18 protein-coding genes and 1 pseudogene are annotated in these 20,360 nt (G+C 68.1%); 14 read left to right on the forward strand and 5 right to left on the reverse strand.

Going from position 1 to position 20,360, the window contains the following annotated elements; translation table 11 throughout:
• Positions 1-92: 92 nt before the first annotated feature.
• Positions 93-458: pseudogene (locus ABXG85_RS12920) on the reverse strand (response regulator); the annotation flags it as partial.
• 186 nt (positions 459-644) lie between these two features.
• Here ABXG85_RS12920 and ABXG85_RS10195 point away from each other — a divergent pair.
• The 14 genes from ABXG85_RS10195 to ABXG85_RS10260 all read left to right on the forward strand — a co-directional run bounded on the left by ABXG85_RS10195 (position 645) and on the right by ABXG85_RS10260 (position 16,342).
• On the forward strand, positions 645-1,865 hold the full coding sequence (locus tag ABXG85_RS10195) for a S1C family serine protease (RefSeq protein WP_353513524.1): 1,221 nt from the start codon (positions 645-647) through the stop codon (positions 1,863-1,865).
• The gene (locus ABXG85_RS10200) at positions 1,862-2,695 is read left to right on the forward strand and encodes an SDH family Clp fold serine proteinase (protein WP_353513525.1); all 834 of its coding nucleotides are present in this window, start codon (positions 1,862-1,864) and stop codon (positions 2,693-2,695) included. Before ABXG85_RS10195 ends, ABXG85_RS10200 begins: the two co-directional genes overlap by 4 nt.
• Positions 2,692-3,615, forward strand: coding sequence for a c-type cytochrome (locus tag ABXG85_RS10205; protein WP_353513526.1), 924 nt, complete (start codon positions 2,692-2,694; stop codon positions 3,613-3,615). Before ABXG85_RS10200 ends, ABXG85_RS10205 begins: the two co-directional genes overlap by 4 nt.
• Positions 3,612-4,955, forward strand: coding sequence for a glucose-6-phosphate dehydrogenase (locus ABXG85_RS10210; RefSeq protein ID WP_353513527.1), 1,344 nt, complete (start codon positions 3,612-3,614; stop codon positions 4,953-4,955). The genes ABXG85_RS10205 and ABXG85_RS10210 overlap by 4 nt, the downstream gene beginning before the upstream one ends.
• Positions 4,952-5,848, forward strand: coding sequence for an NADP-dependent phosphogluconate dehydrogenase (locus ABXG85_RS10215; protein WP_353513528.1), 897 nt, complete (start codon positions 4,952-4,954; stop codon positions 5,846-5,848). Before ABXG85_RS10210 ends, ABXG85_RS10215 begins: the two co-directional genes overlap by 4 nt.
• On the forward strand, positions 5,838-6,473 hold the full coding sequence (locus tag ABXG85_RS10220; RefSeq protein WP_353513529.1) for a 6-phosphogluconolactonase: 636 nt from the start codon (positions 5,838-5,840) through the stop codon (positions 6,471-6,473). The genes ABXG85_RS10215 and ABXG85_RS10220 overlap by 11 nt, the downstream gene beginning before the upstream one ends.
• Positions 6,473-8,746, forward strand: coding sequence for a glycoside hydrolase family 15 protein (locus ABXG85_RS10225; RefSeq protein ID WP_353513530.1), 2,274 nt, complete (start codon positions 6,473-6,475; stop codon positions 8,744-8,746). The genes ABXG85_RS10220 and ABXG85_RS10225 overlap by 1 nt, the downstream gene beginning before the upstream one ends.
• 2 nt (positions 8,747-8,748) lie before the next feature.
• Positions 8,749-9,348 carry a QcrA and Rieske domain-containing protein gene (locus tag ABXG85_RS10230; protein ID WP_353513531.1) on the forward strand — a complete coding sequence of 200 codons (600 nt, stop codon included), beginning with the start codon at positions 8,749-8,751 and terminating at the stop codon, positions 9,346-9,348.
• Between the two features lie 9 nt (positions 9,349-9,357).
• On the forward strand, positions 9,358-10,194 hold the full coding sequence (locus ABXG85_RS10235; protein WP_353513532.1) for a sulfite exporter TauE/SafE family protein: 837 nt from the start codon (positions 9,358-9,360) through the stop codon (positions 10,192-10,194).
• Complete coding sequence (locus ABXG85_RS10240) at positions 10,191-10,475, forward strand: DUF1634 domain-containing protein (RefSeq protein WP_353513533.1); 285 nt, start codon at positions 10,191-10,193, stop codon at positions 10,473-10,475. Before ABXG85_RS10235 ends, ABXG85_RS10240 begins: the two co-directional genes overlap by 4 nt.
• 76 nt (positions 10,476-10,551) lie before the next feature.
• Positions 10,552-12,225 carry an ABC transporter permease gene (locus ABXG85_RS10245; RefSeq protein WP_353513534.1) on the forward strand — a complete coding sequence of 558 codons (1,674 nt, stop codon included), beginning with the start codon at positions 10,552-10,554 and terminating at the stop codon, positions 12,223-12,225.
• A gap of 10 nt (positions 12,226-12,235) precedes the next feature.
• On the forward strand, positions 12,236-13,510 hold the full coding sequence (locus ABXG85_RS10250; protein WP_353513535.1) for an ABC transporter ATP-binding protein: 1,275 nt from the start codon (positions 12,236-12,238) through the stop codon (positions 13,508-13,510).
• A gap of 43 nt (positions 13,511-13,553) precedes the next feature.
• The gene (locus tag ABXG85_RS10255; RefSeq protein ID WP_353513536.1) at positions 13,554-14,477 is read left to right on the forward strand and encodes a hypothetical protein; all 924 of its coding nucleotides are present in this window, start codon (positions 13,554-13,556) and stop codon (positions 14,475-14,477) included.
• Complete coding sequence (locus ABXG85_RS10260) at positions 14,474-16,342, forward strand: APC family permease (protein ID WP_353513537.1); 1,869 nt, start codon at positions 14,474-14,476, stop codon at positions 16,340-16,342. The genes ABXG85_RS10255 and ABXG85_RS10260 overlap by 4 nt, the downstream gene beginning before the upstream one ends.
• A 141-nt stretch (positions 16,343-16,483) precedes the next feature.
• Here the strand turns inward: ABXG85_RS10260 and ABXG85_RS10265 are convergent, their stop codons facing one another.
• From ABXG85_RS10265 to ABXG85_RS10280, 4 genes are all read right to left on the reverse strand, one after another.
• Entirely contained in the window at positions 16,484-17,419 is a 936-nt protein-coding gene (locus tag ABXG85_RS10265) for an AI-2E family transporter (RefSeq protein WP_353513538.1), read from the reverse strand.
• 136 nt (positions 17,420-17,555) lie between these two features.
• The gene (locus ABXG85_RS10270; RefSeq protein WP_353513539.1) at positions 17,556-18,290 is read right to left on the reverse strand and encodes an amino acid ABC transporter ATP-binding protein; all 735 of its coding nucleotides are present in this window, start codon (positions 18,288-18,290) and stop codon (positions 17,556-17,558) included.
• A 3-nt stretch (positions 18,291-18,293) separates the two neighbouring features.
• Positions 18,294-19,256 carry an amino acid ABC transporter permease gene (locus tag ABXG85_RS10275; RefSeq protein WP_353513540.1) on the reverse strand — a complete coding sequence of 321 codons (963 nt, stop codon included), beginning with the start codon at positions 19,254-19,256 and terminating at the stop codon, positions 18,294-18,296.
• Entirely contained in the window at positions 19,253-20,356 is a 1,104-nt protein-coding gene (locus ABXG85_RS10280; protein WP_353513541.1) for an amino acid ABC transporter permease, read from the reverse strand. Before ABXG85_RS10280 ends, ABXG85_RS10275 begins: the two co-directional genes overlap by 4 nt.
• Between the last annotated feature and the right edge of the window lie 4 nt (positions 20,357-20,360).

A 20,360-nucleotide genomic window follows, 5' to 3' on the forward strand; every position in this document is an offset into this window, starting at 1 on the left:
TTGGCCTGGGGCTGGGTGGGGTAGAGGCGGTACTTGAAGGCTTTGCGCGTCCCCGTCCTCCACGTAGGATAGCGCGCTTTTCGCTTATCCCGCTACACGCTCCTTCGGAGCGCGTGGGGGTCCATGTATCCCTGGTTTGAAAACCGGGGCATTATGGCCCCCACACCCCCTTTTCTGTAAGCACGCCTGCCTTCCAGGTCCAGGGTAAGGCGGCCCCGAACCACCACGTTGGCGGCCTCGCCGTGGGCCCGACGCAGGAGGGCTCGCACCCGAGCCCGAAGCTCCTTGAGGTGGAAGGGCTTGGCGAGGTAGTCGTCCGCCCCCGCCTCCAGGCCCTCCACTCGATCCTCCACCTCGCCCCGGGCGGTGAGCATCAACACGGGAGGCCGATGCGCCTCTCTTAGCCTTCGCAAGAGGGAGAAGCCGTCCATTCCGGGAAGCATCACATCCAGTATGGCAAGGTCGTAATGAGTTCATCCATCCTCCCTTGCGGCAAGGGCCCTTCTGCTCTACCCCGCTGGCGGGCCCGGGCGCATCCTGGGGATCCCCAAGGGGGCCAAACCGTCCCTAGGCCGTGAGGGGGGCGGGCAACGCTTCAGCTCCGCTTTAGATCCGTCCCCTAGGGTGGGCTATGGGAGGTGCGTATGGCTAAGGTGCGTGCGGTTCTGGTCCTTTTGGCGCTAAGCCTGGCGGGCGCCGTATTCTGGTGGGCCTGGGAGCGGGGGGATGGGCAGGGCTTCCCGGCGCAAACCCCCTCCCCGGTGGCGGGACCCAGCGGTTTGCTCCCAGACGAGGCCAACACGGTGGAGATCGCCGCCAAGTATGGGCCCGGGGTGGTCCTGGTGCAAAGCTACGTACCCGGCCAAGCCCTTCCCCGCAACATCCCGCCCCAGTTCGCCCCCTTCTTCGCCCCCTTCCTGCAACCCCCGCAGGTGGGAACGGGTTCCGGCTTCTTCGTGGACCCTGAGGGCTACATCCTGACCAATTACCACGTGGTCCAAGGGGCGGAGCGGATAGAGGTCCAGCTCCAGGGGAACCCCAAGGCCTTGCCCGCCAAGCTGGTGGGCTCGGTGCCCGCCTTGGACCTCGCCCTCCTCAAGGTGGAGGCGAAGCCCCCAGCGGTCCTTCCCCTGGGCGACTCGGACCGGCTTCTTGTGGGCCAGAAGGCCATCGCCATCGGCAATCCCTTCGGGCTGGAGTTCACCGTGACCACGGGGGTGATCTCCGCCATCCGTCAGAACCCCGGGGCGGTGGACCCTTTGGTGCCCAAGCTCATCCAGACGGACGCCCCCATCAACCCAGGGAACTCCGGGGGACCCCTCTTGGATTCCCGGGGTGAGGTGATCGGGGTAAACACGGCCATCCTCTCCCCCACGGGGCAAGTGGGGGCGCCCCAGTACTCGGGCATCGGGTTCGCCATCCCCATCAACCTGGTAAAAGAGTGGCTTCCCGCCATGAAGGCGGGCAAGCAGGTGACGGAGGCGGAGATCCTAGCGAAGCGTCCCCGCATCGGCGTGGAGGTCCTGCCCCTAGGCGCCCTTCCGCCAAGCCTCCGGGCCCAGTACGGCCTGCCGGAGCAGGGCCTTTTGGTGCAACGGGTCACCCCAGGCCTGCCCGCCCAAAAGGCCGGGCTCAAGGGGGCTAGCCGCTTCGTAAGCCTGCAAGACCCCGTCACCGGCCAGACCGTGCAGGTGGGCGTCGACGGCGATGTGCTGCTGGAGGCGAACGGCAACCCCCTCACGCAACCCACGGACCTGCAAAACCTCCTCGCCAACCTCAAGCCGGGTCAGGCCGTGAACCTCAAGGTATGGCGGCAGGGGCGGACCTTTGAGGTACAGGTGCGGCCCGCCGGGGGTGGGCAGTGAACGCCTCAGACCTCCTCAACGCCCTCTTTTGGCTCTTTCTCATCTTCACCTTCTTGAGCCCCTACCTGCAAAGGCAGGCCCTCGAGGCCGCCCGCACCCGGCAAATCCTCGCCTTGGAAAGGAAGCGGGGTAGCCGGGTTATCACCCTCATCCACCGCCAGGAGGCCATCAGCCTCCTCGGGGTACCCCTAGTGCGCTACATCGACGTGGACGACTCGGAGGAGGTTTTGCGGGCCATCCGGCTGACCGACCCAGGCGTGCCCATAGACCTCATCCTGCACACGCCAGGAGGCCTGGTGCTGGCGGCGGAGCAAATCGCCCTGGCCCTCCTGCGCCACCCTTCCAAGGTCACGGTCTTCGTGCCCCACTACGCCATGTCCGGGGGTACCCTGATCGCCTTGGCGGCGGACGAGATCGTCATGGACGAAAACGCCGTTTTGGGGCCCATCGACCCCCAGATTGGGGACTACCCGGCGGCAAGCCTCCTAGCCTTGCTGCAGACCAAGCCCCTGGACAAGATCGAAGACGCCACCCTCATCAAGGCGGACATCGCCGCCAAGGCCATGCGGCAGGTGGCGGAGGTGGCGGAGAAGCTCCTCGCCAAGCATATGGACCCTGACAAGGCCCGCACCACCGCCCGCCTCCTCTCCCAGGGCACTTGGACCCACGACTACCCCATCACCGTGGAGGAGGCCCGCGGCCTGGGCCTGCCCGTTGCCACCGCCATGCCCAAGGAGGTGTACTCCCTGATGGAGCTCTACCCCCAAACCCAGATGCGCCGCCCCAGCGTGCAGTACGTACCTATGCCCTATAGCAGGAGGAACCCATGAAGCCCCCGAAATTGGACACGCTCCTCACCATAATGACCCTGGTTCTGGTGGGGCTTGGCTTTACCAGCCTCTACTTCGCCATAGACGACCTGCGGCATCGCATCGGCACCCCCCAGGGCCAAGGTCCCGTGGCTGCGGGCGCTTCAAGCAACGCTTATCCTTCCCTACCCGCCGACTTCCCCGAGTCCTTGGACCAGGTGGTGGCCCTGGGCAAGGAGATCTTCCTGAACACCAAGGACCATCCCCTATCCCAGCCCTACGTGGGCAACAACCTCAACTGCACCTCCTGCCACCTTAACGGGGGCACCGATCCGAAAGGGCTGACCTTGGTGGGCACCGCCACCGCTTTTCCCGCCTACTCGTCCCGGGAAAAAGCGGTGATTACCCTGCAAAACCGGATCGGGGACTGCTTCATGCGGAGCATGAACGGCACCCTGCCCCCCTTGGGCAGCGCCGTCATGGTGGCCCTCGACGCCTACATCACCTCCTTGTCCCAGGGCATGCCCATGAAAATGAACCCCAAAAGTCCCACAGGGCCCAACGCCCTCAAGCCCCTCCAGGTGGACTGGAAGGCGGCTGACCCCAACCGCGGCCAGGCGCTTTACCAGCAAAAGTGCGCTGTCTGCCACGGGCCAAACGGGGAGGGGCAGGTGGGGCCGCCCCTGTGGGGCCCGCGCTCGTTCAACGCCGGGGCGGGCATGGCCAACTGGCAGAACCTGGCCGCCTTCATCCACGGGGCCATGCCCCTGGGCAACCCCAACCTGACCCCGGAGGAGGCCCGGGACATCGCCGCCTTCGTGGACAGCCAGCCCCGCCCGGACTTCGTCCTGAAGGACCACCTACCACCCCCCACCGGGCTAGGGGTGTACACCTCCAAGGTGTTGGACGAAACCAAAAAGGCAGGACCGGTGAAGCCATGAGGAACGGAGAGCCCATCCACCTGGTGGTCCTGGGCATCACAGGCGACCTTTCCCGGAGGCTACTCTTCCCCTCCCTGGTGGCGCTGCACCAGGCGGGGCGGCTCCCGCGGCTCCAGATCCTTGGGGTGGGGGCCGAACCCTGGAGCCTCGATGCGGTGCAGGAGCATCTGGAAAGCTTTCTGCGCCGCCGGAACGGGGTGGATCTCAGGGCGTGGGAAGAGCTCAAGGGCTGGATCGCCTACCGCCAAGCCGAGATCTCCACCCAGGGCCTGGGATTTCTCCGGGGCCTTCCAGGCCCCGCCCTCTTCTACCTGGCCCTCCCCCCTGCCCTCTTCCCCAAGGCGGCGCGGGCCCTGGGGGTCTTAGGCTTGGGCCGGGAGCGTACGGGCTGGCGCCGGGTGGTGGTGGAAAAGCCCTTTGGCACGGACCTCGCCTCCGCCCAAGCGCTCAACCGCCTCCTCCACCGCTACTTCCGGGAGGAGCAGGTGCTCCGCATGGACCATTTTGTGGGCAAGTACGCCGTGCAAAACCTCCTTCACCTGCGGAGGGAAAACCCTAGCCTCGAGGCGCTCTTCAGCCGCCAAGGTGCCGCTTACGTGGAGATCACCTACGCCGAAAGCCTGGGGCTAGAGGGAAGGGCCCGTTACTACGAGGGGACGGGGGCCCTGCGGGATATGCTCCAAAACCACCTGATGCAACTCCTGGCCCTGGTGGCCATGGACCCCCCGGCTCGGCTGGAAGGAAGCTCCCTACGGGCGGCCCGAGCCGAGGCCCTAAGGGCCTTGCTCCCCGCCGACCCCCAGAATGCGGTGCGAGGACAGTACCAGGGTTATCAGGAGGAGGATGGCGTGGCCCCCGCCTCCCGGACAGAAACCTACGCCGCCTTGCGCCTTACCTCCCAGGCCCCCCGTTGGCTCGGAGTGCCCTTCTACCTGCGAAGCGGCAAGCGGCTTGCCCAAGGGCTTGGCCACATCACCCTCTTCCTGCACCCCTCACCAGAGGGGCGGCGGGGAAGGCTCCTGTTCCGGCTCAAACCCACCGTAGCCCTGGAGCTCACCCTCCTGGGCCCTGGGAACCGGGAGGAAACCCTGGAGTTCCGCCTAGGCCCTGAGCCGGAGTTTAGCGCCTACGAGGAGCTTCTCCTGGCCGCCTTAGCGGGGGACCTCACCTTCTTCCCTTCGGAGGCGGAGGTGGAAGAGGCGTGGCGGGTGGTGGACCCGGTGCTTCGGGCCTGGCGTAGGGGAACACCCCAGGTCTACCCCCAAGGAAGCGAGGGGCCTAGCCTCGAGGGATTCCTCCTCCCTGGCCACAGCCTCCTCCCCATAGGGGGTGGCTCATGATGGGGCTCCTCGGTCTCGGCCGCATGGGGTTGGGCATGGCCCGCCGCTGGAGCGGGGCAGGCCTTCCCGTCCTGGGGTACGACCCCGATCCGGCAGCCCGGGCTAGAGCCGCAAACGGGGGCGTTCCTGTGGCGGATAGCCTGGCCGAACTCCTCTCCCGGCTTCCTCCACCCCGCAACCTCTGGCTCATGGTGCCCGCAAACGGGGTGGAGGAGGCCCTAGAGGCCCTCAAACCCCAGCTTGCCCCCGGGGATCTGGTGGTGGATGGGGGGAATTCCCCCTACTGGCAGAGCCAGCGCCGGGGCCACGAGCTCGCCGCTTTGGGCGTGGGGTTTTTGGACGTGGGGGTTTCGGGGGGCCTGTTCGGGGAGGAGGAGGGCTACGGCCTGATGGTGGGAGGGGAAAGGGCGCTGGTGGAGCGCATCCTGCCCTACCTCCAAGCCCTGGCGCCCGAGGGAGGCTTCGTGCACGCGGGAACGCTGGGGGCAGGCCACTACGCCAAGATGGTCCACAACGGGATCGAGTACGCCCTCATGGAGGCTTACGCCGAGGGAATCGAGCTTTTGGCCGCGGCCCAGGAGGAGCTGGACTTGGATCCCCAGGCGGTGGTGGGTGCGTGGCGCCGGGGTACCATCGTGCGCTCCTTCCTTCTGGACCGTTTTGCCGAGGTCCTGGCGGGCGATTTGGCGGTGGAGCCCTTGGTGGCGGACTCCGGGGAGGGCCGCTGGGCCGTGGAGGAGGCCTTGCGCCGTGGCCTTCCCGTGCCCGCCTTGGCCCAGGCCCTCTTCGCCCGCTGGGAAAGCCAAGGTAAAGCCTCGTTGCGCTACCGCCTCCTGGCCTTGGTGCGGCGGGCCTTTGGGGGGCATCCGGTGCGGAGGCAGGATGCGGATTGAGGTCTTCTCCTCCCCCCAATCGGCCCTGGAAGCGGCCCTGGCTTGGCTCCTTTCCCAGCTCACCCGTGGCCAAAATGGGGTGCTGGCAGGGGGCGAAACCCCCCTTCCCCTGTACCGCGCCCTCGCCCGCCTGGCTCCCCACTACACGGGCGTCCTCCTCCTCTCAGACGAGCGCTGGCTCCCCCCCTCGGACCCGGGAACGAACCTCCAAAAGGTGGCGCAAGCCTTGGGCCCCTTGGCCTCCCGGCTCCTCCCCTTCCCTTTGGGCATGCCCCCGGAGGAGGCCCGGGATTGGATGGAACAGCGCCTGGCCCCCCACCTGCCTTTGGACTTTGCCCTCTTGGGCATCGGCGAGGATGGGCACACGGCGAGCCTTTTCCCGGGAAGCCGGGCCCTGGTTTCCTCCCGCTTGGTGGAGGTGGTCCAGGGCTCCAAGCCCCCTCCCCTCCGCCTCACCCTCACCCCCCAGGCCTTCCGGGGTACCCGGGAGGTCCTCTTCCTAGCCCTGGGGGCGGGCAAGCGCCAGGCCCTTCTTCGCCTCGCCCAGGGAGAGGACCTGCCTCCCTTGCGGGTGGCTCAAGTTGCGGAGGAGGCCCGGCTGTTCACCGATCAGGAGGTGGTCTAATGGAAGCCTTTGGGAAACCCGGCATTCCCCCCACGTGGTCCAGCAGCGCCAAGGACTGGGTAGGAACCGCCTTGGGGCGAAGCCGGGTATGGTACACCCTGGGAAGGGGCATCCTCAACGAGGTGTACTGGCCCGCCACGGGCATGCCCCAGATGCGGGACCTCGGGTTTATCGTGGCTGGGGATGGTTTCTGGGTGGAGGTGAAGCGGGCGAACCGCTACCGGCTCCTGGCCGAGCCCCTCCGGCCCGAAGTCAAGGTGGTCCACGAGGGGGAGGGGTATCGCCTTGCGCTTACCTTCCTGCCCGACCCCGAGCGGGACGCCCTCCTCATCGCCTATGACCTGGAAGGCGTTGGGCTCAGGCTCTACCCGCTTTTGGCCCCCCATCTGGGCGGAACGGGACACGGGAACGCCGCTTGGGTGGAGGAAGGGGCGCTCCTGGCAGCCAAGACGGGACACGCCCTGGCCTTGGTAGGCCCCTTCGCCCGGGGGAGCGCTGGGTACGTGGGCTTCTCGGACGGCTGGCAGGACTTCGCCCGCCACGGCCGGATGACCTGGGCCTTCCCCAAGGCGGAGGACGGCAACGTGGCCCTGATGGGAGAGCTGGCGGAGGCCAAGGGCGTGCTGGCCCTGGCCTTCGCCCCAAGCCCCGAGGGCGCCCTGACCCTGGCCAAAGCCGCCCTGGCGGAAGGGCTCGAGGCCATCCAGACCCGAGCCGAGCGGGCCTGGGAAGCGGCCCAAAGCGTTTCCCTCCCCGGGGCAGATGGGGAGCTCAAGCGGGAGGCTCTCGTTTCCTACCATGTCCTACAAGTGCACGCAGACCGGACCTTCAAGGGAGCCCTGGTGGCGAGCCTCTCGGTACCCTGGGGCAACACCCGGGACGACCTCGGGGGGTACCACCTGGTCTGGACCCGGGATGCGGTGGAGGCGGCCTTCGCCCTCCTGGCCCTGGACCGGGCAGAGGAGGCCCAAGGGATCCTGGCCTACCTGGCCGCCACCCAGGCCCGGGACGGCCACTGGCCCCAGAACTTTTTCCCTGACGGGAGGCCCTACTGGCAGGGGGTGCAGCTGGACGAAGCCGCGCTTCCCCTCCTCCTGGCCCTGCGGATGAAGGAGGGAGGCCACCTGGGAACCCTGAACGGGGTGGCCCGCCGTATGGCCAGGCAAGCCGCCGCCTACCTGGCCCGGGAGGGCCCCGTGAGCCCCCAGGACCGCTGGGAGGAAAACCCCGGGCTTTCCCCCTTCACCCTGGCCCTGACCATCGCCGCCTTGGCGGGGGCCGCCCTTTACGGGTTCCTGGAGGGAGAAGAGGCGGAGTATGCCCTCTCCTTGGCCGACTGTTGGAACGCCAGGGTGGAGGAGTGGTGCTACGTGGAGGGTACGGCCCTGGACCAGGCCCACGGGACCCAGGGCCACTACGTGCGCCTGGCGCCGCCCGGTCCCCTGGGGCCTAGGGGCCGGGTGTTCCTGGCCAACCGAGGGGGGGAGAGCCTCGAGGTGGGGGCGCTCCTTGGCCTGGAGTTCCTCTGGCTGGTGCGCTTGGGCCTAAGGGAACCCCACGACCCACGGGTCCTGGACACCCTCAAGCTGGTGGACGCCCTTTTGCGCGTGGAACTCCCCACCGGGGTCTTCTACCACCGCTACCCGGAGGACGGCTACGGAGAGCACGAGGATGGACGACCCTTTGACGGCACCGGCCGGGGCCGGGCCTGGCCCCTCCTCACGGGGGAACGGGGCCTGCAGGCGTGGCTCATGGGGGAAGACCCCGAGCCCTACTTGAGGAGCATGGCCCGGGGAACCGGCCCCGGAGGTCTCATCCCGGAACAGGTTTGGGACGCCCCGGGCATTCCCGAGCGGAACCTCTTTCCGGGCAAACCCTCGGGCAGCGCCATGCCCTTGGTCTGGGCCCACGCCGAGTACCTAAAGCTCTACCTGGCCTGGGCGCAGGGGGAGGGGCCGGTGGAGCGGCTGGGGCGGGTGGCCGAGCGCTACCTCCGGGGGGCGAAGCCCCGGGTACGCCACTTCCGTTCCGAGGTCCCCTTGACCTTCTTGAACGAAGGGGAGCGGCTTTTAGTGGAGGCGCGCCAACCCTTCCGGCTCCACCTAGGGGTAGACGGGTGGAAGGAGGTGCAGGACCTGGACTCCGTACCCCTGCCCTTCGGCCTCCACGGGGTCTTGGTGGACCTCGAGGACCACGCCGAGCTCAACTTCACCCTGTACTACCCCGAGGAAGGGCGTTGGGAGGGCAAGGATTACCGCGTGCAACGGAGGTGAGTATGGAACGGGAAGACCCAAAGCTTCAGAGCCAACGACGGCTGATCCTAGGGCTCATCGGCACAAGCGTGGGTTTCGCCACCCTTTCCGCCCTTCTGGTGGCCAAGGACCTGGTACCCCCAGCGTCCCGGTCCCCGGACAAGTTGCCCCCCCAGGTGGGGGACGTCCTCGTCTACGCCACCGGGCACAACCAGGGCACGCCCATAGACCCGCAAAGCCTCCCCCTGGGCGGCCCCTTCGTCCTGGCCTACCCCATGGACCCCAAGACGGGAACGGTGCGGAGCGGCGACCCCAAGAACACCCTCCTCGCCCTGCGCCTGGACCCCAACCGCATGGCCCCTGAGGTCAAAGCCCACGCCGCCGGGGACCTCCTGGTGTACTCGGCGGTGTGCACCCATCTGGGCTGCATCATTAGCCTTTGGCACCCGGGCCAGGAAGTCATGCAGTGCCCCTGCCACGGCGGGGAGTACAACCCCTTTACCGACCAGGTGGTGGCAGGTCCCCCGCCGCGCCCCGTTCCCTTGCTTTCCGTGGCGGTGAAGGGCGGGAAGATCGTGGTGACGGGGACCTTCAGCGGCCCGGTGGGCGTGCAGGCGGGGTAACCTAGGGGCATGGACCCCCTCCCTTTCACCCTTGGCGTATTCGGGGGAAGCTTTTTGGCGGGGCTTTTGGGAAGCCTCACCGGCCTGGGGGGCGGGGTGGTGCTGGTCCCCCTTTTGGTGCTGGTCTTTGGGGTGGACCTGCACCACGCCCTGGGAGCCTCGTTGGTTTCCGTCATCGCCACCAGCAGCGGGGCCGCCGCAGCCTACGTTCGGGAAGGGTACATCAACCTGCGGTTAGGCATGTTCCTAGAGATGGCCACCACCTTGGGGGCCCTCTTGGGGGCGAGCCTGCTAGGGGTGTTGCCCAAGGCCTGGGTTTCCGTCCTCTTCGGGCTCGTCCTTCTCCACGCTGCGTACCTCTCCTACCGCTCCCGGCACCAGGACCACCCGGTCCCACCCCACGCCTCCCATCCCCTGGCCTCGAGGCTCCGGCTTCCCGGCCGCTACCCCGGCGCTGGCGGCGAGGTGGCCTACGGGGTGCGCGCCCTGCCCCAGGGCTTCCTCCTCATGGGAGTGGCCGGCGCCCTTTCGGGGCTACTGGGCATCGGCTCCGGGGCCCTTAAGGTGTTGGCCATGGACCGGGTCATGGGCCTGCCCTATAAGGTTTCCACCACCACCTCCAACTTCATGATCGGGGTGACGGCGGCGGCCAGCGCCGGGCTTTACTTCCGCCGGGGCTACGTGGACCCCTGGGTGGCCTTCCCCGTGGTGCTTGGGGTCCTAATGGGCGCCTTTTGGGGAGCCCGCCTCCTGCCCGGTACCCCCACACCCAGGCTCCGGCTGGTCTTCGCCCTGACCATCGCCGCCTTGGGAGTAGAAATGGTCCTCCAGGGGGTGAGGGGGTGAGGGGACGGGAGATCCTCCTTGCGTGGACGCTCCGCTTGGGAGTGCTCCTGGCCGCGGCGCTTTTGGCCCTGGGGGGGCTTGGACACCTGGGATGGCTCCCGCTCGGCCCCCGCTTTGCGGAAACCTTGGCCTGGGCGGGCCTTTACGTCCTCGTCCTCACCCCCGTGACCCGGGTCGCCCTTTCCGCCCTCCTCTTCGCCGAGGAGGGGGACTGGACCTTCGTGGCCATCACCCTTTTCGTGCTAACGGTCCTCCTCCTAACCCTCTTCGGGCTCCTATGAGCCGAGCCCCGGTTGACCCAGGGCGTAGAATGCCGCAAGGAAGCCGGCGCATCACGTCCCCACCTAGAGGAACCCCATGGTACCCCTCCTCCGCCAGCGGCCCAACCGCTACGACCTCCTGGCCTTGGGCGTCACCCTGGCCCTTTTGGCCCTCCTCCTCCGCGCCTCCCAGGAGGCGGCTGGCCCCCTCGCCCCCCAGGCCGTCTCCTTGAACCCTGCCCACCTGCCGGAATACGCCCTGCGCACCGCCTTTCGCATGGGGCTCGCCTTGGCCCTTTCCACCCTCTTCACCCTGCTCTACGCCCCTTTGGCGGCCAAGACCCGCCTCGAGGCCCTCCTGGTGGCCCTTTTGGACATTCTCCAATCCGTTCCCGTCCTCGGCTTCCTGGCGGCCACGGTGGGGGCCTTCGCCGCCCTATTTCCTGGGAGGGCCTTGGGCTTTGAGCTGGCGGCGGTCTTCGCCGTCTTCACCTCCCAAGCCTGGAACATGGCCTTCAGCTTCTACCAGTCCCTCAAAACCGTGCCCCGGGAGCTGGACGAGGCGGCGAGGCTTTTCCGCCTCACGCCTTGGCAACGCTTCCTGCGGCTGGAGGTGCCCTTCGCCCTGCCCGGCCTGGTCTACAACGCCATGATGTCCATGTCGGGGGGCTGGTTCTTCGTGGTAGCCTCGGAGGCCATCGCCGTGGGGAAGACCGAGGTAGACCTGCCGGGCATCGGCTCGTACATGGCGGTAGCCCTGGCCCAGGGAAACCTGGCCGCCCTGGGCCTCGCCGCCTTGGCCATGCTGGGGGTCATCCTCCTTTACGACCAGCTCCTGTTCCGGCCCCTGGTGGCCTGGAGCCAGCGCTTCAAGTACGAGGACCGCCCCGCCCACGAACCGGCGCGAAGCTGGGTTCTGGACCTCCTGCGGCGCACCCGGGCGGCGCGCCGCCTGGCGGAGGCCGGGGCCACCTGGGTCTTGGAGGGCCTCCTTCACTTCGAGCGCCGCTTCCGGGCCTCCCGGCCCGTATCCCTTCCCCTTTGGCCCCTTTACCTCCTCTTAAGCCTTTTCGCCGCCTGGGGCCTCATGGCCCTCCTCGCCGCCCTGCGGCCCTTGGGCCTGGCGGAGGTGGGGCATGTCCTCTACCTGGGGTTCCTTACCCTCCTTAGGGTGCTCGGGATCATGCTCCTGGCCACCCTGGTCTGGGTTCCCGTGGGGATCCTCCTCGGCCAAAGGCCCCGGCTCGCCGCGCGGGTGCAGGCCTTCTTGCAGTTCCTCGCCGCCTTTCCCGCCAACCTCCTCTACCCTTTTTTCGCCTATCTGCTCCTTCGCTTCCACCTCTCCCTGGAGGTGTTCTCCGCTTTCCTCATGGCCCTGGGCACCCAGTGGTACATCCTCTTCAACGCCCTGGCCGGGAGCATGGCGGTGCCGGAGGACCTAAAGGAAGCGGCCAAGAGCTTTGGGCTACGGGGCTGGGCCCTTTGGCGGCGCCTCCTCCTCCCCGCCAGCTTCCCCTATCTGGTCACCGGCCTCATCACCGCAAGCGGTGGCACCTGGAACGCCTCCATCGTGGCCGAGGTGGTGGCGTGGCGCGGCCATACCCTGGAGGCCACGGGCCTGGGGAGCTACATCGCCCGCTGGACCCTGGAGGAGGGCCAAGGGCCCCACCTCCTCCTGGGGATCGCCGTGATGAGCCTTTACGTGGTGGCCCTAAACCGCCTCCTCTGGCGGCGGCTGTACCGCCTGGCGGAGGAGCGCTTCCGGCTTTAAGGGGGGATCGATGCTGCTCGTGGCCAAGGGGATCGCCAAGGCGTACCAGACCGGGGAGAAGCCCTTCAAGGTCCTGGAGGGGGTGGACCTGGAGGTGCGGGAGGGGGAGATCGTGGCCCTTTTGGGCCGCTCGGGCGGGGGCAAGAGTACCCTCCTCCGCATCCTGGCGGGGCTCATCCCCCCGGACGCCGGGGAGGTGCGCTTCCTGGGGCGGCCCGTCCGGGGCCCGGTGGAGGGGGTGGCCATGGTGTTCCAGACCTTCGCCCTCTTCCCCTGGCTTTCCGTGCTGGAAAACGTGGCCTTGGGCCTCGAGGCCAGGGGGGTACCCCGGGAGGAGCGGCTCCAAAGGGCGCGGGAGGCCATCGCCCTCATCGGGCTTAAGGGGTTTGAGGAGGCCCTGCCCAAGGAGCTTTCCGGGGGGATGAAGCAGCGGGTGGGCTTCGCCCGGGCCTTGGTGGTGGAGCCCCTGGTCCTCCTCCTGGACGAGGCCTTTTCCGCTTTGGACCCCTTGACCGCCGAGGGCCTGCGGGGGGACCTCTTGGACCTTTGGCTTGCGGGGCGGCTTTCCACCCGGGCAGTGGTCCTGGTAACCCACAACATCGAGGAGGCGGTGGCCCTGGCCGACCGGGCCCTGGTCCTCCAGGGAAGCCCCGCCCGAGTGGGCCGGGCAATCCCCATCCGCCTCCCTTACCCCCGGGACCCCGGCGACCCCCCCTTCCGCGCCTTGGTGGAGGAGATCTACCAGGTCCTTACGGAACGGGAGGTGGTGGAGCGGCACCTGGAGGAAGAGCTCCTCCGCCTCCCCGAGGCCCCGGTGGAGCGCCTCTCGAGCCTGGCCGAGGCGATGGCGGCCCACGGGGGCCGGGTGGACCTGCCCCTTTTGGCGGAGGAGGAAGGCTTGGAGGTGGATGAGCTTTTTCCCCTGGTGGAAGCCTTAGAGCTTCTGGGTTTCGCCCGAATAGAGCGGGGCGATGTGGAACTCGACCCGGCGGGAAGGGCCTGGGCCGAAGCCACGCCCAAGGAGCGCCAGGTGATGTTCGCCGAGCACCTCCTGCGGCGCGTGCCCCTCATGGCCCGGCTCCACCGGGCGCTCCAGGAGCGCAAGGAAATCCCCGAGGAACGGGTTTTGGAGTGGCTTCGGGAACACCTGCCCGAGCCCGAGGCCAGGCGGGTCCTGGGGGTGATCCGCGAGTGGGGCCGATTTGCCGGGCTTTTGGGCTACGACGACCGCGCCCGGGTCCTGTTCCTGCCGGAAGGGGAAGCCGCCCGGCCCAACCCCGGGTAAAGGTTCCGCTTCGCCGCCGCCTTTGGGTGTATAGTCAATGCCCGTGAAACGGCTTTTTACCCTTCTCGCCCTTTGCCTGAGCCTATTCGCCCGGGCCTTCCCCTTGGATAGCCCTGCCTTCGCCACCCTGGTCCAGGACTCCTACCGGGAGGTCCCCGGGGCCCCCCCCTTCAGGGCCTGGTGGGAAGAGGCGTACCGCCACGCCTTCGGCCAGACCCTCCAGGAAGCCCTGCGCCGCCAAGCCAAGGCGCCTCCCCTACAGGCGGCCACCTGGGCCTTCCAGGCGATCAAGCGCCTTCTCCCCCGCTTCAGCCTCGAGGAGGGCTACGAGTTCGCCTACGCCGCCCGCAAAGGGGAACGGCAGTGCCTCCTCCAGGCGGTGCTGGTGCAAGGCCTCCTGGAGGAGGCGGGTTTCCGGGCAGGCGTGTACATGGTCTACGAGAACCCCGAGGGCAAGCGGAGCAACCTGGGGCACGCCGTGGCGGTCCTGCGCCTGGGAAACCGCGATTACCTGGTGGACCCCTCGGAGCCCACCCCTTTCCCCCGGCACCGGGGCCTCCTTGTGGCCACCGCCCAGGGCCTGCGCTTCGCCGAGCCCCAGTACGGCGGGGACGGGGCCATCCTCGCCTACCGGACCCGGGAGGGCACCCTCACCCCCACGCAGGTGGAACCCCTCCCCTTCGCCTACGTCCGGAGCCAGTTCTACTACTACCGGGGGGAGCAGGCCAAAGGCGGGGTGCTCCGGGGCCCGAGGAGCCCACAAGGCTTGGCCCGCTCCGAGGCCATGCTCCGCAAGGCGGTGGCCCTAGCGCCCGAAAACCCCTTGGCCCTCTACCTCCTTGGCCTCGCCCTGGGCAAGGAGGGGAAGGCGGGTGAGGCCAAGGAGGCCCTCCGCCGCGCGGCGGCGCTTTACCAAACGTACGGCTGGGTTCCCCCTGGGGTAGAAGCGGCGCTCAGCAAGCCATGAAGCCCTCTCCGGATACCACCGCTTCCGCTGAGGAGGGCCGCTACGCCTGGTGGCAGGTCCTCTGCCTGACCGGGGTAGACCTCTTCTCCTCCTTGGGGTACCAGCCGGGCATCGCCCTGCTGGCGGCGGGGCTTCTTTCCCCCTTGGCCAACCTTAGCCTGGTGGCCTTCGCCCTCTTCGCCGTCTACCCCGTGTACCGCCGTCTGGCGGAGGTGAGCCCCGACGGCCAGGGCTCGGTGGGCCTTCTCACCCGGCTCCTCCCGGGCTGGCGGGGGAAGATGGTGGTCCTGGTGGTCCTGGGCTTCATGGCCACCGACTTCATGATCACCATCACCCTCTCCGCCGCCGACGCCGCTGTCCATCTCCTAGGAAACCCCTTGACCCCCGCTTGGCTGCAGGGGCACCAGGTGGGGCTCACCCTCTTTCTCGTGGGCCTTTTGGGCTTCGTTTTCTACCTGGGTTTCCGGGAAGCCATCGGCCTGGCGGTCCCCATCACCCTGGGTTACCTGGCCCTGAACGCCCTCACCCTGGCCGTGGCCCTTGCCCACCTTCGCCCCGAGCACCTGGAGGGCTGGTGGCGGAAACTCCTGGCCGCCGAGCCCGACCCGGCTGGGCTTCTCCTCGTCACCCTCATCGCCTTCCCCAAGCTGGCCTTGGGCCTATCCGGGTACGAAACCGGCGTGGCCCTCATGCCCCTGATCCGGGGCGGGCCCGCCGATACCCCCGAGCGGCCCTTGGGCCGGATCCGGGGAGGGCACCGCCTTCTCCTCGCCGCCGCCTTGGTCATGGGCGCCTTCCTGGTGGCGGCGGGCTTCGCCACGGCCCTCCTGATCCCGGAGCACCTTTGGCGTAGCGAAGAGGTTGCGGGAAGGGCCATCAGCTTCCTGGCGCACCGCTACCTAGGGGAGGGGTTTGGAAGCCTTTACGACCTCTTTTCCATCGTCATCCTCTGGTTCGCTGGGGCCAGCGCCATGGCCGGTCTCCTCACCATCGTGCCCCGCTACCTACCCCGCTTCGGCATGGCCCCGGAGTGGGCCAAGCAACGGCGGCTCCTCGTCCTCTTTTTCACCGGGGTGGGCTTCGCCCTCACCCTCCTCTTCCGCGCCCGGGTAGAGGCCCAGGCCGCCGCCTACGCCACGGGGGTCCTGGTGGTCATGACCTCCGCCGCTTTGGGCGTCTACCTCCTGGCGAAGCGGGAAAGGCGGCGGGAAGCCGCCTACTTCCGGGCCCTCCTTCCCGTGTTCGGCTACGTCCTCGTGGCCAACGTGGTGGAGCGGCCGGACGGGGTGCGCATCGCCTCCTTTTTCATCGCCGCCACCCTTTTCGTGTCCCTCCTCTCCCGCGCCCTGCGCTCCTTCGAGCTCAGGGTGGAGGGCTTTGCCCTGGACGAGATGGCGGAACGCTTCGTGGCCCTTCTGAAAGAGCAGGAAGCGCCCCTCCGCCTGGTGGCCCACCGCCCGGAACGGGGTGGGCTTGCCGCCTACTGGGAAAAGGAGCGCCGCATCCGGGAGGCCACCCACATCCCCGCCCACGACCCCATCTACTTTGTGGAGGTCTACGTCCAGGACCCCTCGGAGTTCACCAGGGTGGCCTGGGTCTGGGGGGTGGACCACCCTGAGGTCAAGGTCTTCCGCATCCTGGGCACCGCCGCCCCCAACACCCTAGCCGCTTTCCTCCTCTACCTGCGGGAGCGCACGGGCAAGCGGCCCCACATCTACTTCGAGTGGGGGGACGAGGGTCCCTTGCAGGCCGCCTTGGACTTTCTCCTTTTCGGCGAGGGCGATGTGCCCACCCTCACCCATGAGGTCCTGCGCCGCCACGAGCCGGACCGGAGCAGACGGCCCGTGGTTCACGTGGGGGGTTAGAGGGTCGTGGCCGCCGCACGGAATGTCCTGGCCAGGGCTCGAAAGGAACCTTCGGGGATGGATCCCGTAGGGGCCCTTCTGTGAGAACCGAGGTCCGGCGAAACCCAGCTTGTAGCTTCGGACTTCCCGTCCGAGGAGCCGTCACCGACGCCAGTGGGAAAGGAGCCCAGAGGCCAGGATGGTCATGGGCACGGCGAGGAAGATGCCCAAAACGCCGAAGAGCTTCCCGAAGGCGAAGATGGCGAGGAGAACCACAGCGGGGTGGAAGCCCAGGGTGCGCCCGTAGATGAAGGGGATGAGGACCTTGCCCTCCAAGAGGGCGATGCCCCCGTACCCGGCGAGCACCAGGAGGGCGGAAACGGGGCCCAGGGCGGAAAGGGCTACCAAGGCGGCGAGAAGCGCCGCCGAGATGCCCCCCACGAAGGGCACCACCTCCAGGATCCCCCCCAACACCCCCAGGGCGAAGGGGCTCGGCACCTTGAGGAGGAAGAGCCAGCCGCCAAACAGGAGGGCGAAGGAGAGGGCGATGAGGAACTGGGCCCGGGCCCAGTAGCCCATCCGCCGCCAGGTTTCTTCCAGAACCTCCCGCCAGCCGTCCCCGGGCAAGTAAGGGGCGGCTCGGGCTACCAGGTGGGGCTCGAGGCTGATCATCACCGCCAGCACCAGGGCCAGGACCAGCTCGGAAACCGTTTCCCCCACCCTCAAGGCAAGATCGCCGGCGAAGCGGAAGGAAGGGGCCAAGGAGGAGGCCAGGCCGGGAAGGGAGAGGCCAAAGTTCTGGTCCACGAAGGCCAGGACCTGGGGCAACACCTCGGCGAGGCTGTGGAACTGCGCCAGCAAAAGCGGTCTAGCCAAGTAGACCCCAAGGGCCAGAACCCCGAGGACCCCTAAATAGGCGAAGAGAACGGCGGAGGGCTGGGGGAGGAAGCGCCGTAGCGCCCGCACCAAGGGGTCCAGGGCCGCTGCCAGGGTGAAGGCGAGGAAGACCCAAAGGAGGAGGGTGTAGAGCTTCGCCAGGGCCCAGAGGGCGAGGAGGAAGAGAAAGAGGCCGAGGAAAAAGCGGTTGGCGCCGGACATCACCTTGCCATCTTACGGGAAGGCTCCCAGCGGGAGCCCCCTTGGGGCAGGCCAGGGGGCCGCTGGTAGCCCGCCTTCGGCGCAAAACGGACGGGCGCCTGCTCATGTATCCATGAAGCCCCGTCCCCTGCGCTCCCTAATGGTGCAGAACCCGCTCCAGGAAGGCCTTGGTCCGCTCCTCCTTGGGCCGGGTGAAGATCTCCTCCGGCCTCCCCTCCTCCACCACCTGCCCCCGGTCCATGAAAATCACCCGGTCCGCCACCTCCCGCGCAAACCCCATCTCGTGCGTCACCACCAGCATCGTCATGCCCCCCCGCGCTAAGTCCCGCATCACGTCCAGCACCTCCCCCACCATCTCCGGGTCCAGGGCGCTCGTGGGCTCGTCAAACAGCATCACCTTGGGCTCCATGGCCAACGCCCGGGCAATGGCCACCCGCTGCTGTTGCCCCCCAGACAGCTCCGCCGGGTACTTCCGCGCCTGGTCCAGGATCCCCACCCGCTCCAACAGCTCCAAGGCCTTCCCCTCCGCCTTCTCCCTCGTCCAACCCCGCACCCGCATGGGCGCCAAGGTGATGTTCTCCAGCACCGTCATGTGCGGGAAGAGGTTGAACTGCTGGAAGACCATCCCCACCTCCCGCCGCACCTCCCTCAAGGCCCGCTCCTCCTTCACGTTGTGCCCGTCCACCACCACCTCCCCCTCCTGGAAGTCCTCCAGGCGGTTGATGCACCGGATGAGCGTGCTCTTCCCCGAGCCCGAGGGGCCGATGATGACAAGCTTCTCCCCGGGGGCCACCTCCAGGTTGATGCCCCGCAAAACGTGCAGGGAGCCAAACCACTTGTGCAGGTTGTGGATGCGGATGATGGGTTCCACGCCTCACCTCCGGCCTAGCCCCTGGGCCGCCTCCACGCGGCGGCCTAGGTACGAGAAAGCGCCCGAAACCCCAAGGTACACCAGGGCCAAGAACAGGTAGACCTCCCGCTCCAGGCCCACGTTCTGCGGGTTAGCCAGGACCGCACGGGCCACGCCCATGAGGTCCAGGATCCCGATGAGGGCCACCAAGGAGGTGTCCTTGAAAAGGGCGATGTACTGGCCTACCAGGGCCGGCACCACGGCCCGAAGGGCCTGGGGCAGGACCACGAAGCGCAGGGCCTGGAAGGGGGTGAGCCCGAGGCTAAGCGCCGCCTCCCACTGCCCCTTGGGGATGGCCTGCAAGCCCCCCCGCACGTTTTCTGCCAGGTAGGCGGCGGCAAACAGGGTAAACGCCAAAAGGGCCCGCACCACCTGGGGCAGCCGCACGCCCTCGGGCAGGAAGAGGGGCAGGGTGACGAAGGCCAAAAAGAGGAGGGAAACCAAGGGCACGCCCCGCACCGCCTCGATGTAGGCGATGCTCAGGAGCCGCACCACGGGAAGCCGACTCTGCCGCCCCAGGGCCAGGGCCACCCCCAAGGGGAAGGCTAGGGCCATGGCGCTTAGGGAAAGGAGGAGGGAGAGGAGAAGCCCGCCCCACAGGGTCACCGGAAGGGGAAGGAAGAAGAGGCCAAGGGCCAGGCCTACCCCCAGCACCAGCCCGGGCCGGCGAAGGCGGACGGCTCGCAAAAGGCCAAGCCAGCCCCACAGGACGAGAAACCCCGCCCCCAGGAGGCCATAGACCCTCCAGGTCATCTCCCGGGGTAGCTGCCCCAGGAAGAAGTAGCGGAGGTTGTCCGTCACCACCCGCCACTCCGCCTCCAGGGCCCAGAGGAAAAGCGACCGACCCACGAAGAACAGAAGGAGAAGCAAAACGAGGCTTACCAGGGTGTTCCCCAGGCTGCCAAAGAGGGCGCGGAAGAGGCTCATAGCTTCCACCTCAGGGCCACGCGGCGGTTGTACGCGTTCACGAGGGCGCTGATGCCAAGGCTAAGGCTGAGGTAGACGGCCATGACCAGGAGGATGGCCTCGAGGCTACGCCCCGACTGGTTGGCCACGGTGCTGTAGACGGAGAAGAGGTCGGGGTAGCCCACCGCCACCCCCAAGGAGGTGTTTTTGGCCAGGTTGAGGTACTGGTTGGCCAGGGGTGGCACGGCGATACGCACCGCCTGGGGGAGGATCACCCGGCGGAAGGTGTCCAGATAGGAAAGCCCTAAGGCGTAGGCCGCCTCCCACTGGCCCCGGGGCACCGCCAGGATCGCCCCCCGCACCACCTCGGCCACGAAGGCGGAGGTGTAGAGGGTCACCCCGAAGAGCAGGGCGGCGTACTCCGGGGAGAGGAAGAAGCCCCCCACCGGCCCGAAGGGCCCCGGGACGGCGGGCCGGGCCAGGAGGGGGGGCCCTAGGAAGGCCCAGGAGGCGAGAAGGAGAGCCAATGCCCCGCCAAGGGCCAGGAAGGCCCTCCGCCGGAAGGCCAAGGCCCAAAGCCCCGCCAGGACCAGGCCCCAACCCCCCGGGCCTAGGGCCAACTCGGGGAGGAGGAGGCCCCGCTGGGACAAGAAGGCCCCGGCGAAGGAGAGGCCACGCTCCCAGGGGGGGAGCTTGAGGAGGATGGCGAAGTACCACACGAACAGTTGCAAGAGCAAGGGCGTGTTGCGAAGGGCCTCCACGTAAGCGAAGGCCAAGCCCCGGGCCAAGGGGTTGACGGAAAGCCTCCCCAAAGCCAACAAGATCCCCAGCAAGGTGGCCCCCACCAAGCCCAGGAGGGTCACCTTGAGCGTGTTCAAAAACCCCGCCAAGAGGGCCTGGAGGTAGGTGTCAGAGGGCAGGTAGGGGCGAAACCCCTCCCCGGGGGCGAAGGTAGTGCCCTCGCTCAAGGAGAAGCCCGCCTCCTGCCAGAGGAAGGCGTAGCTAAAGGGGATGCCCTGGGCCGCCATCCGCGCCTTGGCCGTGGCCCAAAGGGTAGCCAGGCCCCAGGCCACCAGGCCTAGGACCACAGCCTGCATGAGGAGGTCCCGCAGTCGGGGCATGGGG

It is taken from the genome of Thermus sp. LT1-2-5 (assembly GCF_040363165.1).
Lineage (GTDB): Bacteria > Deinococcota > Deinococci > Deinococcales > Thermaceae > Thermus.

Bases quoted from the DNA above. Each gene is read 5' to 3' on its own strand.
- ABXG85_RS10195 (WP_353513524.1), top strand. From the start codon at position 645: ATGGCTAAGGTGCGTGCGGTTCTGGTCCTTTTGGCGCTAAGCCTGGCG.
- ABXG85_RS10260 (WP_353513537.1), top strand. From the start codon at position 14,474: ATGAAGCCCTCTCCGGATACCACCGCTTCCGCTGAGGAGGGCCGCTAC.
- ABXG85_RS10205 (WP_353513526.1), top strand. From the start codon at position 2,692: ATGAAGCCCCCGAAATTGGACACGCTCCTCACCATAATGACCCTGGTT.
- ABXG85_RS10250 (WP_353513535.1), top strand. From the start codon at position 12,236: ATGCTGCTCGTGGCCAAGGGGATCGCCAAGGCGTACCAGACCGGGGAG.
- ABXG85_RS10245 (WP_353513534.1), top strand. From the start codon at position 10,552: ATGGTACCCCTCCTCCGCCAGCGGCCCAACCGCTACGACCTCCTGGCC.
- ABXG85_RS10275 (WP_353513540.1), bottom strand. From the start codon at position 19,256: ATGAGCCTCTTCCGCGCCCTCTTTGGCAGCCTGGGGAACACCCTGGTA.
- ABXG85_RS10210 (WP_353513527.1), top strand. From the start codon at position 3,612: ATGAGGAACGGAGAGCCCATCCACCTGGTGGTCCTGGGCATCACAGGC.
- ABXG85_RS10220 (WP_353513529.1), top strand. From the start codon at position 5,838: ATGCGGATTGAGGTCTTCTCCTCCCCCCAATCGGCCCTGGAAGCGGCC.
- ABXG85_RS10215 (WP_353513528.1), top strand. From the start codon at position 4,952: ATGATGGGGCTCCTCGGTCTCGGCCGCATGGGGTTGGGCATGGCCCGC.
- ABXG85_RS10230 (WP_353513531.1), top strand. From the start codon at position 8,749: ATGGAACGGGAAGACCCAAAGCTTCAGAGCCAACGACGGCTGATCCTA.
- ABXG85_RS10265 (WP_353513538.1), bottom strand. From the start codon at position 17,419: ATGTCCGGCGCCAACCGCTTTTTCCTCGGCCTCTTTCTCTTCCTCCTC.
- ABXG85_RS10280 (WP_353513541.1), bottom strand. From the start codon at position 20,356: ATGCCCCGACTGCGGGACCTCCTCATGCAGGCTGTGGTCCTAGGCCTG.
- ABXG85_RS10235 (WP_353513532.1), top strand. From the start codon at position 9,358: ATGGACCCCCTCCCTTTCACCCTTGGCGTATTCGGGGGAAGCTTTTTG.
- ABXG85_RS10225 (WP_353513530.1), top strand. From the start codon at position 6,473: ATGGAAGCCTTTGGGAAACCCGGCATTCCCCCCACGTGGTCCAGCAGC.